At 52.6% G+C, this 16078-nt stretch carries 12 protein-coding genes, 1 tRNA gene and 1 riboswitch; of the genes, 9 read left to right on the top strand and 4 right to left on the bottom strand.

Going from position 1 to position 16078, the window contains the following annotated elements:
• Positions 1–68 precede the first annotated feature (68 nt).
• From PORUE0001_RS03990 to PORUE0001_RS04005, 4 genes are all read right to left on the bottom strand, one after another.
• Complete coding sequence (locus PORUE0001_RS03990; RefSeq protein WP_007365189.1) at positions 69–527, bottom strand: transcriptional repressor; 459 nt, start codon at positions 525–527, stop codon at positions 69–71.
• A 14-nt stretch (positions 528–541) separates the two neighbouring features.
• Positions 542–1831 (bottom strand): methionine adenosyltransferase, encoded by a 1290-nt coding sequence (metK, locus tag PORUE0001_RS03995; protein WP_007365156.1) that lies wholly within the window; start codon positions 1829–1831, stop codon positions 542–544.
• Between the two features lie 875 nt (positions 1832–2706).
• Complete coding sequence (locus tag PORUE0001_RS04000; RefSeq protein ID WP_007365149.1) at positions 2707–4377, bottom strand: formate--tetrahydrofolate ligase; 1671 nt, start codon at positions 4375–4377, stop codon at positions 2707–2709.
• 89 nt (positions 4378–4466) lie between these two features.
• A tRNA-Thr gene (locus PORUE0001_RS04005) sits at positions 4467–4539 on the bottom strand.
• A gap of 336 nt (positions 4540–4875) precedes the next feature.
• A riboswitch (cobalamin riboswitch) is annotated at positions 4876–5105 on the top strand.
• Between the two features lie 94 nt (positions 5106–5199).
• Here PORUE0001_RS04005 and PORUE0001_RS04015 point away from each other — a divergent pair.
• From PORUE0001_RS04015 to PORUE0001_RS04055, 9 genes are all read left to right on the top strand, one after another.
• Positions 5200–7599: an anaerobic ribonucleoside triphosphate reductase gene (locus tag PORUE0001_RS04015; RefSeq protein ID WP_007365132.1), complete on the top strand. Its 2400-nt coding sequence runs from the start codon at positions 5200–5202 to the stop codon at positions 7597–7599.
• Between the two features lie 29 nt (positions 7600–7628).
• Positions 7629–8099, top strand: coding sequence for an anaerobic ribonucleoside-triphosphate reductase activating protein (gene nrdG, locus PORUE0001_RS04020; protein ID WP_007365183.1), 471 nt, complete (start codon positions 7629–7631; stop codon positions 8097–8099).
• Between the two features lie 604 nt (positions 8100–8703).
• Positions 8704–9297: a 30S ribosomal protein S16 gene (locus PORUE0001_RS04025; RefSeq protein ID WP_007365143.1), complete on the top strand. Its 594-nt coding sequence runs from the start codon at positions 8704–8706 to the stop codon at positions 9295–9297.
• A 134-nt stretch (positions 9298–9431) separates the two neighbouring features.
• Positions 9432–10700 carry a M16 family metallopeptidase gene (locus PORUE0001_RS04030; RefSeq protein ID WP_232501414.1) on the top strand — a complete coding sequence of 423 codons (1269 nt, stop codon included), beginning with the start codon at positions 9432–9434 and terminating at the stop codon, positions 10698–10700.
• Between the two features lie 131 nt (positions 10701–10831).
• Positions 10832–11581, top strand: a complete 750-nt coding sequence (locus tag PORUE0001_RS04035) for a lysophospholipid acyltransferase family protein (protein ID WP_007365161.1) — start codon at positions 10832–10834, stop codon at positions 11579–11581.
• Positions 11562–12071 (top strand): low molecular weight protein-tyrosine-phosphatase, encoded by a 510-nt coding sequence (locus PORUE0001_RS04040; protein WP_007365157.1) that lies wholly within the window; start codon positions 11562–11564, stop codon positions 12069–12071. Before PORUE0001_RS04035 ends, PORUE0001_RS04040 begins: the two co-directional genes overlap by 20 nt.
• Before the next feature lie 69 nt (positions 12072–12140).
• Positions 12141–13901, top strand: coding sequence for a phosphoethanolamine transferase (locus PORUE0001_RS04045; protein ID WP_007365195.1), 1761 nt, complete (start codon positions 12141–12143; stop codon positions 13899–13901).
• Positions 13898–15565, top strand: coding sequence for a sulfatase-like hydrolase/transferase (locus PORUE0001_RS04050; RefSeq protein ID WP_007365151.1), 1668 nt, complete (start codon positions 13898–13900; stop codon positions 15563–15565). The genes PORUE0001_RS04045 and PORUE0001_RS04050 overlap by 4 nt, the downstream gene beginning before the upstream one ends.
• Before the next feature lie 78 nt (positions 15566–15643).
• Positions 15644–16009, top strand: a complete 366-nt coding sequence (locus PORUE0001_RS04055; RefSeq protein WP_007364921.1) for a transposase — start codon at positions 15644–15646, stop codon at positions 16007–16009.
• Positions 16010–16078: the final 69 nt, after the last annotated feature.

Genomic DNA, 16078 nt, shown 5'->3' on the forward strand with positions numbered 1-16078 from the left:
ATTAAGCGATTATGAACCCTCACCCAGCGCTTTCAGAGGGCAGTACTACATTGCACTGCCGTGTAGTCCTATCGTCGTCCGAGGCGATAGCACTGAGGGCAGACCCCCCAGTAGAGCAGTAGTGGCGTGACATCGCTGAAGCGAGGTGGCGTGACCGTCTGTAGCTCCGTCAGTGCCGCTGCGCTACGATGTAGCAATGCGGAGCCACAGTGCCGGCACAGCAGTAAAGCCTTGCCATGACACAGTGACTTCCGCACCAATGACCCTGCTAGCCCCATCGGTAGAGGTAGCAGGATACCGATCTTGACAAAGAGGTCTATGCAACCATAGATTGAAGACTCTCCGATAGCCATCTGTCGCTCCCGAGCGAGTGCTATCAGATCCTCCGATGAGAAGATACCCATCTGCTCTCCTATCAGATCTAGGATAGCTTCACGCACACGGCTACGGTTCATCCCCTGCGCCTTGAGATAGGTTTGCAACAAGAGACGCTCCTTAGCCTTGAGACTATCCGAGAGACGAGGCATAGACCTAGCAGATATTAGAGTCCGAACTCCTGCTGTATCCGCTCCACATAGTCCAGCTTCTCCCAGGGGAAGAGCTCGACCTCTATCTCGATAGTGCCTCGGTGAAATGTCTCGAAGCTCTTCTTGACCCGACGCACATCACGTCCGAAGTGACCATAAGCAGCAGTCTCCTCATAGATCGGCTTGCGTAGGTCAAAGCGTCGCTCGATAGCGTACGGTCTCAAGTCAAAGATGCGCAAAACTCGCTGCGCTATCTCGCCATCGCTCATATTGATCTTCTTACCCGAAGTGTGGACGTAGATGCTCACAGGCTCTGCCACACCGATAGCGTAGGAGAGCTGTACCAGCATCTCTGAGCAAATGCCCGCAGCCACCATGTTTTTGGCAATATGGCGAGCTGCATAGGCTCCAGAGCGGTCTACCTTAGAGCTATCCTTGCCCGAGAAAGCGCCACCACCATGGGAAGCGCGCCCACCGTAAGTGTCCACGATGATCTTACGCCCTGTGAGTCCTGTGTCTCCGTGAGGGCCACCGATGACAAACTTGCCCGTCGGGTTGACCAGCAGACGATACTCCTGTACTGCAAAGAGGTCTGCGTACTGCGGATAGTACTTCTCCACACGAGGGAGGAGGTAGCGTCGTATATCCGCCGTTATTTGCTCCTGCATCTTCAGGTCGGCCGCATGCTGCGCCTCGTAAGAGTCGTCGGTAGGCTTGATAAACTCATCGTGCTGCGTGCTCAAGACGATCGTGTCAATGCGCACGGGGTGGTTATTCTCATCATACTCTACCGTCACCTGGCTCTTGGCGTCAGGTCTTAGGTAAGGCATCAGCTCAGGCTCCTTCTTGCGTATCTCAGCAAGCTCGAAGAGGAGCGCATTAGAGAGGTCCAGAGGCAGAGGCATATAGTTGGCCGTCTCGGTCGTTGCATAGCCAAACATCATCCCCTGGTCGCCAGCACCCTGCTCCTCAGGATTGCCACGATCCACACCACGGTTGATATCGTTGCTCTGATCATGGATAGCGCTCAGTATGCCACAGCTACGAGCGTCAAAGCCATACTCAGGCTTATTATACCCGATACGATCGACGACCCGTCTCACCGTCGCATCTAGATCTACATAGGCATTGCTACGCACCTCGCCCGACACGATCACCTGTCCCGTAGTGACAAGCGTCTCACAGGCGACACGCGAGTTAGGATCCCCCGCTAGGAGCTGATCCACGATGGCATCTGACACTTGGTCTGCCACCTTATCTGGATGTCCTTCAGACACCGATTCTGATGTAAAGAAGTAGTTCATACTGCTGATATACTATTGAGATAAATAAGTGTTGAGTTGAGACTTCTTGACTAAGCAAGAGTCTCTCGCCACAACAAGAGAGCACCCCACCAGTCTGACGGATCAGCTCGTGGGGTGCTTTCGATGTCTCTATGCTTGCTTAGAAAGGTCCTCCAGCGGTCTCTTCTAGAGAGGTGGGGAGGTAAGTTTTTAGCATTTTTCTAAGTGGTTGCAAGCTTATCAAATCCATCCACTACGATCCAAGACCTCTTCGGAGCCTCTTGTCATCACGTGAGGACAAAGGTAAGACAAACTTTTTAATCTCGCAAATCAAGCGTTCAGACCATCCTCACATTCAATTGCTCCCGAGGAAATCGTAAATATCCAACGAGGAAACGAAAATTCCCCACGGAGGGCCGAAATAAAAGTTCGGAAGAATGAAATGAAACTTCGGAAGAAAGATTTCGAAGTTCCGATGAATTTTTTGTTTCCTCGCTGGATAATCAAAAATCTCCACCGAGGAATTGGTCGATTTCCTCAAGCTGTCGGTGAAGTCATCTAGTAAATCCGTCAGCCATGCAACGCTTTTTTTGATTTTACCGAAGGCGTCTCTCTTGGCAAAAGGGGGCGCTTAGACGAAAAGCCCGCAGGAACCGAAAAGTTCCTGCTTTGGAACTAAAAAGTTTCAAGAGGGGGACTCTTTTTGGAACTCGTATATACTACTAAACGAGCACGATACAAGACACATTTTATCAAGGCAGGCGCACCACTCGTATGAGGAGATAGGAAACGAAGAGGTCGCATAGGAACTACGGCAATGTAGTCTCCCATGCGACCTAACTCTGAGAGAGAGAGCTACTGATCAGTGCAGTAGTCTCTATGTGGAGGGTAGCTTGCTAGCTCAGTCCCTCGATCTGACCATCGATGATGTCCATATGGACGGCCTGTGGCTCCTTGGGGAGGCCTGGCATACGCATGATGCTACCCATGATGACGACAATCATCTCGGCGCCACTGTTGAGGACAATATCCTCGACCTTCATATCAAAGTCTCGCATGTCGCCATACCCCTTGGGATCTGCCGAGAAGGAGTACTGCGTCTTGGCGATACAAATGGGATAACGCTCCATATTAAGCTCTTGGATACGAGCAAGCTTTTTCTCAGCCTTACTACTATAGGTCACGTTGGCAGCGCCGTAGATGCGCTTGGCGATGTGCTCTACCTTCGTCTTGACTGGCTCGCTGAGCTGGTAGACGTGATCGATAGGCTCTGAGGGGTGCTCCTTGATCATCTTGACGACCAGCTTCGCCAGCTCGGTAGCGCCCTTGCCACCCTCGCTGTAAGCATTGTTGATCGCAAAGCCACAGCCTAGGACCTGCTCGCAGTGATTGCGGACGATCTCGATCTCCTCGTCGGTATCGGTAGCGTAACGGTTGAAGGCAACGACCACCGTCTGCCCGAAGTTGTGCAGATTGTGCACGTGACGGTCTAGATTCGCAAGACCCTTACGGACACCCTCTATGTCCTTCTCGTAGATTTGCTTTTCGTGGACATCACCGTGCATCTTAAGACCAGCGAGGGTAGCGACGATGACCGTTAGTTTAGGCGCTATACCTGCTACTTGGCACTTGATATCGAGGAACTTCTCCGCACCGAGATCGGCACCGAAGCCAGCCTCCGTGATGGTGTAGTCGCAGCAAGACATAGCCATCTTCGTGGCGAGGATGGAGTTACATCCGTGAGCAATGTTGGCAAAGGGCCCTCCATGGATGAAGGCGGGGGTTCCTTCGGTGGTCTGGACGAGGTTTGGCTTGATTGCATCCTTTAGAAGGATGGTGATAGCGCCACCGATGCCCAGGTCCTTGACACGAAATGGCTCCTTAGTCTTGGTGTAGCCGAGGAGAATGTTGTCGATACGACGACGCAGGTCGTCTAGGTCTGAAGCGAGGCAGAGGATCGCCATGATCTCACTCGCAGGGGTGATGTCAAAGCCAGTCTCCGTGGGGACGCCATTGCCGACGCCTCCGAGGCCCGTGATGCAGTTGCGCAGAGAGCGGTCGTTAACGTCAAGGACGCGCTTCCAGAGCACCTCGGAGAGTCCCTCACAGCTATTCCTATTCTGATAGATATAGTTGTCCAGGAGCGCCGTAATCATGTTGTGCGCTGAGGTGATGGCGTGAAAGTCGCCCGTGAAGTGGAGGTTGATGTTTTCCATCGGGAGTACCTGAGCGTAACCACCACCAGCGGCACCACCCTTCATACCGAAGCAGGGGCCGAGGGAAGGCTCGCGAAGCGCTACGGCAGCACTCTTGCCGATCTTGTTAAGCCCGAGGGCTAGACCGATAGAGACGGTTGTCTTACCGACACCCGCCTTGGTCGGTGTGATGGCGGTCACGAGGATGAGGTTACTCTGAGCTACCTTGTCGGGGTCTATCCGCTCGAGGGCGACCTTGCCAATGTAGTGGCCGTAAGGCTCTAACTCACTATCTGTGATGTGGAGCTGGTGAGCGATCTCCTCAATAGGCTTGAGCTGACACTCACGAGCTATCTGAATATCTGATTTCATTGTAGTACTATTTAGTGTATAAGGAAAAAGGCACCCCCTACAGGGTCGGGTAGACCACTATAGACGACGCCCTAGCGAAACAAGATAAGAGCCGAAAGCCGGACTCGAACCGGCGACCTACTCATTACGAATGAGTTGCTCTACCAACTGAGCTATTTCGGCGTCTCATTGACGATGCAAAAGTACAACAAACTTTTGATACTACAAAAAGGTTGCGCTTTGAATTTGCTTTTGCCTCCCACTTTACTAAGGAAAAGCTATCCAATACCGACAACTTAGTAGACAAAGTAGAGAGACCAAAGATCCTAATTGGAAAACTTCCGAAAAGCTCATTTTTCGCAAACGACTAATATACAAGTTATTGCAATTTACTTTTGGACAACTTTTCAACAACCATCGTTTTTGAAGTTGTTTTATTTGGTCATCTCGTAGGAAAGCAGTAATATTGCACTCGCAACAAACAAGGATGCCCTACGCAACCCCTTCTTTCGTCAATCTGCGATCTATATATAATAGGGTGTACTAGCATATATCGCCTAGTCACTGGGAAACTGGTGTGAGTCCAGTACAGAACCCGCTGCTGTAATTCTCGCCTTGGAGGAGGATCACATATCCACTGTCTTAGCTTCATAAGATGGGAAGGAGATTACTCCGAGCAGGACTACGCTACATAGAGCATAGTCCCGACGAGATAAGTCAGAAGACCGACCCTAGCATACAGAGATCGTAAGGGATAAGACGAGGAGTGTCGCTAGAAGAGCGGCAGTCGCACGAGAGATGGACGAAGCGGGAGCAACCTACATTACTTTCGGGAATTGAAGTATGACAACAACTATCAAACAAATCATCAAGCGGGATGGGCTTCAGGAGCCATTTACCCCGTCCAAGATTGAGAACGCCGTTCTCAAAGCCTACATCGCCACAGGTCAGACCGAGTGTCTCCAAGAGGCGAAGACTGTAACCATGGGTGTCCTCGGACGCATCGAGCAGGAGGTCATCTCTGTCGAGGAGGTGCAGGATCTCGTCGAGAGCGAGCTCATGAAGGTTCAGCCTGAGGTGGCTAAGCGCTACATACTCTATCGCGAGTGGCGCAACACGGAGCGTCAGAAGAAGAGCGAGCTCAAGCGCAATCTCGACGGCATCGTAACCATCGACAGCAACGATGTCAATCTGAGCAACGCCAATATGAGCAGTCACACGCCCGCTGGGCAGATGATGACCTTCGCATCTGAAGTCTCTAAGGACTACACCTACCGCTACCTGCTCCCCACGCAGTATGCTGAGGCGCACCGTCGTGGCGATATCCACATCCACGATCTTGACTACTACCCTACCAAGACGACCACCTGTATCCAGTACGACCTAGCGGATCTCTACGAGCGGGGCTTCCACACGAAGAATGGTAGCATACGCACGCCTCAGAGCATCCAGAGCTATGCCACGCTGGCGACAATCGTCTTCCAGACGAATCAAAACGAGCAGCATGGAGGACAGGCGATACCAGCCTTTGACTTCTTCATGGCTCCTGGCGTCTACAAGACTTTTCTCAAGCATATCGCTGACACGGCCCGCCTATTCCTTCACTGCCAGGGAGCTACAGACCTGCCCTCAGTGCAAGAGATACGAGAGCTGGCTGGTCAGCATCTAGATAGTATCGTCCCAACCTCGACGGCGGTGACGAATCTGTGTCAAGCTTTAAGCCAGCGGGTCAATAAGGAGATACCACGCAAAGAACTGGTCTACCTGATCAATCAAGCGATCGAGCGCACACGTCGTGACACGCATCAGGCGATGGAGGGCTTCATTCACAACCTCAACACGATGCACTCGCGTGGTGGCAATCAGGTTGTCTTCAGCTCGATCAACTATGGTACCGACACCTCGGCCGAAGGACGTATGGTCATTGAGGAGCTGATGAAAGCGACCACCGAAGGGCTCGGCGTAGGTGGCGAAGTGCCAGTCTTCCCGATACAGATCTTTAAGGTCAAGGATGGTGTCAACTACTCCGAGGCGGACTTCGACCGTGCAATGAAAGACTTCGACCGTGCTGTGGCTGGGGAGATAGAGTTTGAGACGCCAAACTTTGACCTCTTCCTGAAGGCTTGCGAGACAACGGCGAAGGCGCTTTTCCCCAACTTTGTCTTCCTCGATACGCCCTTCAATCATAGTGATGAGTGGGATGCCAATGATCCGCTACGCTACCGCCATGAGATCGCAACGATGGGATGTCGTACGCGTGTCTTTGAGAATATCAATGGGCCACGCACCTCGATCGGTCGTGGCAATCTCTCCTTTACGACGATCAATCTACCTCGCCTAGCCATCGAAGCTATGCGCTATGCTAAGGAGCAGATGGGTACGAAGGAGGATATAGGCAAGATGCGCAGTATAGCGATCAATAAGCTCTACGCTTCAATTCGGGAAATGGCTCAGCTCGTGGGCGAGCAGCTACACACCCGTTACGAATTTCAGGCGACAGCCTTGGCGCGTCAGTTCCCCTTCATGATGGGCAATGATGTCTGGAAGGGCGGTGGTGCCCTGCGTCCCAACGACCCCGTCGGTCACGTGATAGACAGCGGTACGCTCGGCATCGGCTTCATCGGTGGGCACAACGCTATGTGCGCCATCTACGGTGAGGGACACGGCACCAACGAAGACGCTTGGCACACGCTCTACCACTGTGTTGAGATCATTGGTGAGGTAGCACAGGAGTTTAAGGAGCGCTACCACCTCAACTACTCCGTACTAGCCACTCCAGCTGAGGGTCTCTCAGGGCGCTTCACACGCCTCGACCGTAAGCGCTACGGGGTCATTGAGGGGGTCAACGATAGAGCTTACTATGTCAACTCCTTCCACATTGATGTCAAGGAGGAGATCCACATTGCGGACAAGATACGTCTGGAGGCTCCCTTCCACGCACTCACGCTGGGAGGACACATTACCTATATTGAGCTTGATGGCGAGGCTAAGAAGAATGTCAAGGCGATTGCCAAGATTGTCAAGCTAATGCAAGACAACCACATTGGCTACGGCTCTATCAATCACCCGATAGACACTTGTCGCGAATGTCACTACAAAGGGGTCATCTATGCAAAGTGCCCGATATGTGGTGGCGAAGACATACTACGTATGCGTCGCATCACGGGTTACCTGACGGGCGACCTCTCCTCGTGGAACTCCGCCAAGCGTGCCGAAGAGGCTGATCGCGTCAAGCATCACTAGCCTCTCAACCTTCGTCTATCGCCTTTCGGATGAACGTCCTCAAGGTCATACCCGAGACCATCCTCGACGGTGATGGGATACGCTGCTCCATCTACTTAGCAGGCTGCTCCCATCACTGTCCTGGGTGTCACAACCCAGAGAGTCACAGTCCGCTCGTAGGCACCCCCCTGACGGAGGAGTACCTGCAGCAGATCATTGACGAGATCAACGACAATCCCCTCCTCGACGGCATCACGCTGAGTGGAGGGGATCCGATGTTCAGTCCTGGGGAGCTACTCACGCTCCTCAAGCGTCTCAAGCACGACACGGGGCTAGAGATCTGGTGCTACACAGGCTACACGCTCGAGCAGATCGAGCAAGACCCTACACGCGCCCCACTGCTAGACTATATAGATGTACTCGTCGATGGACGCTTCGTACAGAGTCTCTACGACCCTCAGCTCCCCTTCAGAGGCAGCTCCAATCAGCGTATCATAGCCCTGCACAAAGCGCGGCGCTAGCTGAGGTCAAGCCCCACGCCCCTCCTCCGCCACGCTCCGACCAGTGCCAAGATATAACGAAGAAGCAGAAAGAATCCTCTAACTGCTCCCCCCTCTAATCTCTAACATCTAACCTCTTATTTCTAGTCTCCACTAAGGAAATCCGCAACGCTTCGGTGGAGATCTTTTGTTTTCCACGGAGACGGGATATAAAACTTCGGAAGAATGAAATGAAACTTCGGAAGAAAGAAATCAAAGTTCCGAAGAATTTTCCCGTTCCTCCGTGGAGACTCACCGTTTCCTCCATAGCCAATTCAGATTCCCTCGGGAGTTGCGCGAATCGCATGCGATCTGATCGGCGGCAGGAGCGCCAGAAGGCTCCGCCTCAAGATGTTTCCAAAAACTTTCCAGCCTCGGAAAAGTAAGTTTCCAAGGGTTTTCCAAGGGGGGAAAGTTTGCTTTCCACCGTTGGAAAACGAACGGTCCCCTAGAGGAGCGGACGGCCAGACGGCAATAAATCTTGGGAAAGTGATGGTGGGGTAAACTTTTTTGCGTACCTTTGCACGGTTCGTACGAGCCAAGGCTCTTGACGGACATCCAAATCATTCAAATCTCAATATCAACAATGGCAACTAAAATCAGACTACAAAGATTCGGTCGTCGTGGCTACCCCTTCTACCGTATCGTCATCGCTGATAGCAGGGCTCCACGGGATGGAAAGTTTATTGAGAGGATAGGTTCTTATAATCCGAACACTAATCCTGCTACAATAGATTTGAAGTTTGACCGCGCTCTCTATTGGCTCAAGGTCGGTGCACAGCCTAGTGACACCGCACGTCGCATCCTCTCTCGTGAGGGTGTCCTCCTTAAGAAGCACCTCGATGGTGGTGTCGCTAAGGGCGCATTCACACAGGAGGTCGCAGACCAGCGCTTTGAGGCATGGCACACGAACAAGCAGCAGCTCCTCAAGGGAGTCGCTGAGCGTGACCAGCAGAAGGCTCAGGATATAGCTCAGAAGCAGCACGAGGCTGAGGAAGAGCAAAACAAGGAGCGTAGCAAGGCTCTAGAGGAGAAGAAAGCAGCCATCGAGCGCGAGAAGGCTGAGGCAGAGGCCGCTGCAAAGGCTGAAGCTGAGGCTGCCGAAGAGGCTAATGCTACCGAAGAGGCACCAGCTGCTGAGGAAGCTCCAGCTACCGAGGAGGCTCCCGCTGCTGAGTAAGCTAACAAGCTACATAACCTCTACGACATATCTAGTCGTATAGACACTGATACGTATGTATCACGATATCCAGTGAGACCCAGACTGCATGGCTTTGTGTAGTCTGGGTCTCTCGTTTGAGTTGACCGATCTATGTGACAGTCCCCCTCCCTCTCATCATGACATCTCCACAACTACAATACTACACCACTACCCAGGGACTACGTATCGTCTACTACCCTATCCCCAGTCAGGTCACCTATATAGGCTACATGGTACAGACGGGGTCGGCCCAAGATCCGCAGCCTTACCATGGACTGGCGCACTGTACGGAGCACATGCTCTTTAAGGGAACGCATAGACGACATGCCCTGCACTTGGTCAATCGTGTTGAGGCGGTGGGTGCCGACCTCAATGCTTTTACGACCAAGGAGGATACGACTCTGCACATATCAATCCCCTCACGCTACGCACTCAGAGCCGTCCATCTGCTCACGGACATCGTGCTCAATAGCTACATACCAGCCGAAGAGCTAAGCAAGGAGCAGGAGGTGATCATCGAGGAGATAGCTAGCTACCTAGATGCTCCGAGCGAGCGAATATACGATGAGTTTGAGGAGTTGCTCTTCGGTGGCACTCCGCTAGCGCACAACATCCTAGGCTCCGAGCAGTCGGTCAGACGTATCTCCTCGTCTGTGGTACGACGCTTTATGGATCAGTACTACCGCCCCGACAATATGGTGCTGGGTATCTGGGGCGAGGTAGACTTTGCCAAGGCAGTGGAGATGATCGAACATCTCTACAGCGAGCCACGAGTAACTGCGGGAGATCCATTTAAGGTGCCAAAGGTCAAGCCCGCGACCACTCCCGAGCGACTCATTGCCAAGACACACCACTACCGCACTAACCAGTGCCACTGCATCATCGGGACACACGCTCCGAGCCTGCACGACCGTGAGCGCTACGCTATGACGCTCTTCAACAACTTCGTCGGTGGTCCCGCCATCTCCTCACAACTCAACCTCCATTTGCGTGAAGAGCTGGGACTCGTCTACAGTGTTGAGGCAAGCTACACGCCCTACCTGAGTGATGGTGTCTGGAACGTTTACCTAGGTACAGGGAGCGACACGCTACAGCAAGCTGTGGAGGCGGTGCATAGCATCCTGGATCGCTATGTCACTAGCCCCATGAGTGCGGAGCAACTAGCCATCAGCAAGCAGCAGATCGTGGGACAGCTACTCCTCGCCAACGACCAGCACGACAGCGAACTCATCACTATGCTCAAAAGCTACCTCTACTTCGGCAGGGTCAGTAGCGTCGCAGAGGTCGCAGAGCGCATACAGTCGATCACGCCAGAGGAAGTCACCGAGACGGTCGGTCGCTACCTAACGAGAGCACAGCGTCATACGCTTATATACAGGTAGTAGAGCGACACAGAGAGCAATTACAGCGCACTAGATTAAGCAGAGAGTGAGTGTCAAGGGCTTTTTTCACTACCTTTGTGACCTAGAGACAAGTGCTACAGAATCAGTAAGTGAGACAATCCAACTCATCTATGCTACTACGGATACTATACATTATATATATAGTCTTATTTGCAGCTCCCATTTATGCGGTCCTTACCATCATCTTAGCAGTCATTATGACGGTGGGATGCTTGCTCGGCTTTGGCAAGTTCTTTAGCTATTACCCAGGACTCATCTGGTCGTGGCTAGGACTAATCCTATCCCTCTGTCCCGTCACGGTGAGAGGGCGCAAGAACTACGACAAGAAGGCCGGTCCCTACGTCGTCATGGCAAACCACCAGGGAGCCTACGACATCTTCCTCCTCTACGGCTTCCTCGGCATCCCCTTCAAGTGGGTGATGAAAGAGTCGCTACGGCGTGTTCCCTTCGTGGGCAAAGCGTGCGCGGTGGCGGGCTTTATCTTTGTCAATGGGCATAGCATACAGAACATTCGCAATTCGCTAGACGAAGCGAAGCGCTCGCTCGGTGATGGCTACTCTATCTTTATCTTCCCCGAGGGCAGTCGTACCCGCACGGGGCGTATGCAGCCTTTCAAAAAGGGAGGCTTCGTGATCGCTGATGAGCTAGACATCCCCATTATCCCCGTATCCATCTCGGGCTCCTATGGTGTAATGCGTGCAGGTTCGCTCCTACCCCACTGGCGTCGCCTCTACCTAGACATACACCCGCCAGTTCACCCTCGTGAGTTCCACACATCGGATCAGCCGATGCAAGACCTACGCGAAGAGGTCTACCACACGATACAGCAAGGCATCCACGATGGCACAGAGCGACTCTAGCACCACGGCTCCTTATCGCATCCTCTTCGTCTGCCTAGGCAATATCTGTCGCTCACCTCTCGCTGAGGCTATCATGCGGCAGCTCCTAGCCGAAGACCCTGTGGCTTCGTCTCGGATTGAGGTTGACTCGGCTGGCATCGGAGGCTGGCACCAAGGCGAACTAGCTGATCCACGAATGCGTGCTCATGCGGCAAGACGAAGAATTGAGATGACGCATCGGGCGAGGCAGGTGACGGATAGAGACTTTGACACCTTTGACCTAATCATCGCTATGGACGATGGCAACTACGAGGCGCTACGTGAGCTAGCGCCTACACTAGAGCAGCAGGCTAAGGTCGTTCGCATGGCAGACTACCTCGAGCAGATGCCGTGGGACCACATTCCCGACCCATATTACGGTGGAGCTTCGGGCTTTGAACTAGTCCTAGACTTACTTACCGAGGCATGTACTCGTCTGTACCAACGTTGCAAAGCGCAGAGCGATAAGTAAGCGAGCGACGAGCACTAGCCTTTGCGCTGGACTGATAACGATCCTATTAACAAGCAATCTTTGATTCTGATGTTTCCTAAGATAAAAAGGCTTCTCTCCATCTGTGGCGACTACCTCAAGCAACTGTGGGGGCGTATGTGTAGTATGCCTTCCCTCTTTGCCTTCCTGACACTCCTACAAGTGCTTATGGGGAGCTTGATGATACTACATCTTCGCATGGAGATGCCTCTGCTGCTTTGGCTAGGAGGCTATATCGCTGGCACTGCGATACTGATGACGCTTCCTGCCATACTGCCACAGCGGTGGTGGCGCATCACTTGGACTAGTCTGATCGTACTGCTCTCGGCTGTACTATTTATATATGAGTACTACCTGCTCACTGAGCACGGCACGCTCCTGACGCAGACGGTCTTGCTGCAGTACTACATGCCTGCCGATGAGGTGTGTCGCTCGCTACTACCATGGAGTATGCCAATGCACACGCTACTGGAGGCCATTGGGTTGCTCTGTGGCATCAGCCTAGTGACCTGGTCAACACGCAAGGGCTGGGGAGTACTCTTCATGCTACTGCTGGTACTCATCTCAGGTGTACCACACGCTATGCAGATTAGCCCAATAGTGGTCGAAGGTATCTCCAATGATGAGGCTTACACCCTCGCTCATGAGTACAATATGATGAGTCGCTACATCGGGACAACGCTAGGAGTCTTTGCTAATCAAAAGCGATACGATGACATGGCGCAGAACTTATGGAAAAACGTCCCGACCAACGTTCGCCTCATGCCTCAGCGCAAGCCGCACAACGTGGTAGTCATCATCGGAGAGTCCCTACGTCGTCTAGATATGCACTGCTACGGCTACCCACTAGAGAATACACCTCACCTAGACTCGCTCGTACGCTCAGGCTCGCTCACGCTATATGATGATGTCGTCTGCCCACAGCCCAACACAATCACATCACTGCGACGCGTCCTCACCATACGAGGAGAGGATGAGCAAGCGCCTTGGGATGCCACGACAACCCTACCTATCGCTTTCTCCTCTGCAGGCTACAAAACCTACTGGTGTAGCAATCAGGAGATGGCTGGAGACTGGATCGAGGAGGTTTCGCTCATAGCCTCTACCGCAGACAGCTCCTACTACACCGAGGGTAGCACCTCGAGTTCTTTTCATTGGAAAGCTGGTCGAGTCAAGTATGATGAACTCCTCCTCCCACATCTAACGGACTACCGACAGACCACTTCGCCTAGCGGTCATCTACTAGTAATGACCCACCTAATGGGCAATCATGCAGACTTTACCGATAGATACCCACATGACCGCTTTGGTCGCTTTACGGCTGAAGATCTCCAGCGCTTGGAGCCACACCTTAGCTCAGGCGAGGCGCAAAACTCGGCAGAGTATATGAACTCAATCCTCTACAACGACTACATCGTCTCAGAGATTATCAAGTACTACAGCCATAGCTCCTCCATAGTCATCTACCTCTCCGATCATGGACTAGCTCGCTATGACAACCCCGAGGCTCCTCATCAAGCAGCTCACTCAGTCTCTGAGAGATCCCTCCAGATCCCCTTCATGGTCTATATGTCCGACCAGTTTGTAGCTGAGAATCCTGACGTCCTACTAGCCGTACAGCGTGCTCGGTACAAGCCCTTCATGACCGACCTCTTCACCTCCTCACTGATGGGACTGATGGGGATCCAGTCAAACTATACCATTCCTCGCTTACAACTGTGGAGTCTTCAGTACGACGCCACCCGCCCTAGACGTATACAAGGCTTTGGCACTGAGGTCACCTTCACACCTAAGCATCCAGATCAGTTATGAAAAAGGCACTCTTCAACTACCTCCAGGGAGTCAAAGCTAGGACTCCACAGCTAGTATGGCTACTGATTGCGATGCTAGCGATCTTGACGCTCAATAATCTCGTCCTCCGCAGCTTACTCTCCAAGAGTGCCCCTTATCTATCTAGAGAAAATCTCCCCTTGATATGGGACACCCTCTGGATGGCTACCCTGCTCTACGTCATCCCCATCCTGATACCCCATCGCATCACGCGTCGGGTAGTCCTCATCACTGAGCTAGTACTGGTCAGTGCCGTACACATTATGGACCTCTACCTCGTCAGTACCTACCAGATGCCATACTGTGATGCCATCGCCACGCCTATCTTTGCGACCAATAGTTCAGAGGCACACGGCTTCTTCAAGTCGCTACGACTAGATATGCCCTTCATGCTACGAGAGTGGGGCAAGCTACTACTGGCCATCTTCCTACCGCTCGGCATCTCTTGGCTGATCACTCTTGCCAAAGATGCTAAAAAGGGACTTCTCCATAAGCGCATCACACGCTTCCAGAAATATAGCTCCACAATCCTCTTCATAGTAGTCCTCGTAGGAGCACATATACTCGGCATTGGCTACCTACGCAAGACTCGTGTCGTGGCTCGCGATGGAGCTATACAGTATAGTCTCCACGCTCCTATAGCACGCCTTTATCTGAGCAGTCGTATGTTATGTCAAAACGCTAAGCACTGCGCTCTCGACTACAGACCTCAACAAGCGACACCTCAAGAGGTGACCGTAGACTCTCTCCTACCACCGCACAATGTCGTGCTGGTCGTCGCCGAAGATATCTACCCGCACCTGATGCACTGCTACAACCCTATCGTCAGCGACAACACCCCCACCATAGACTCCCTCCTGCAGGCTGGCCCTCTCATCAAGCTTGATAGCGTCTATAGCGCCTCGGACAATGCAGCTCTCGCAGCTGCCTGGACACTCTCCCTATGTCCTAAAGACAGTCCGAATAGCTGGGATACCTACCCCTCTATCTATAGTATCTTTCGGGTAGCAGGATACGACTCCTATTGGCTGGACAACACCCCACGCATAGCTCACGGACTAGATGTCTACCCCCCGCTAGCAGCCGACTGCGACGACCTCTTCTTTACCAATCTTCGTGCAGACGATCAGGAGTGGACAAACATAATTCCCTATGACGATGCTGTACTCAACCGACTCAAACCGCTAAAGGACCAGTCCCGCCTCACCACCATTCATCTTATGGGAGCGCGCAGTAACATCTGGTGGCGCATCCCCGAGGAGTTCTATAGGTACAACCGTCTATCTGCAAACACCGACATAAACCTGTCTGGCGATGCCCTAGACCACCTAGCTCAGTACTACAACGTCGTCTACTATCAGGATGACCTCCTCAAGCGGCTCATAGCGTACTACCAGGACACCCCCACGATACTTATCTTCTGTAGTCCCGTAGGCGTATACGGTGAGTGGCATCCCTACTCAGGCGATCAGGTGACTCCCGAGACTAGAGGGCAGGTGCCGATGCTACTCTACCTCTCCCCAGCGATGCAGCGCATATCGCCCACCCTGCGAAATCAGCTACTACAGCTCAACACAAAGCGACACAACCTCAGTGACCTACCCCAGCTACTGATGCGACTCTCTGGTATCAAGGTCTCTTTGTAAACCTACTCCTCACACACAAAGGTTGCCACATGTCCTCTCCTGAAATAGTACACAGTCGGGAAGCCAACCCCAACAACAATGAAACAAGAAAAAAGTAACCGAGGACGAAAGGGATATCCCCTAGATTTCAAGTGGAGAGTCATCGATGACCTCCTAGCCACAGGCGAGAGCATCGCCACCACCAGCCAGCGCTACGGCATCACCACACGCACCATTCGAAATTGGTTGCGTACCTTTGGTGTAGAGTTACCCAACCAAAGCACTATGAGCAAGACAAACAAGAACAAAGACGTAGATCCAGAGTACGCAGAACTCAAGCGTGAAAACGCTCGCCTCAAAGCAGCCCTCTTCCAGGCTGAGAGCAAGGCCTTGGTCAACAAAACACTACTCGAAGTGGTCTTGAATCGCTACCACATTGATCTAAAAAAAAAGACCGATTTGTAGCCGTGAGACAGCTTGAACAGGCCAAAGTGAGAGATCAAAAGCTACTCCATAACCTACCTTTGTCAGCAG

This window comes from Porphyromonas uenonis 60-3, from assembly GCF_000174775.1.
Lineage (GTDB): Bacteria > Bacteroidota > Bacteroidia > Bacteroidales > Porphyromonadaceae > Porphyromonas > Porphyromonas uenonis_A.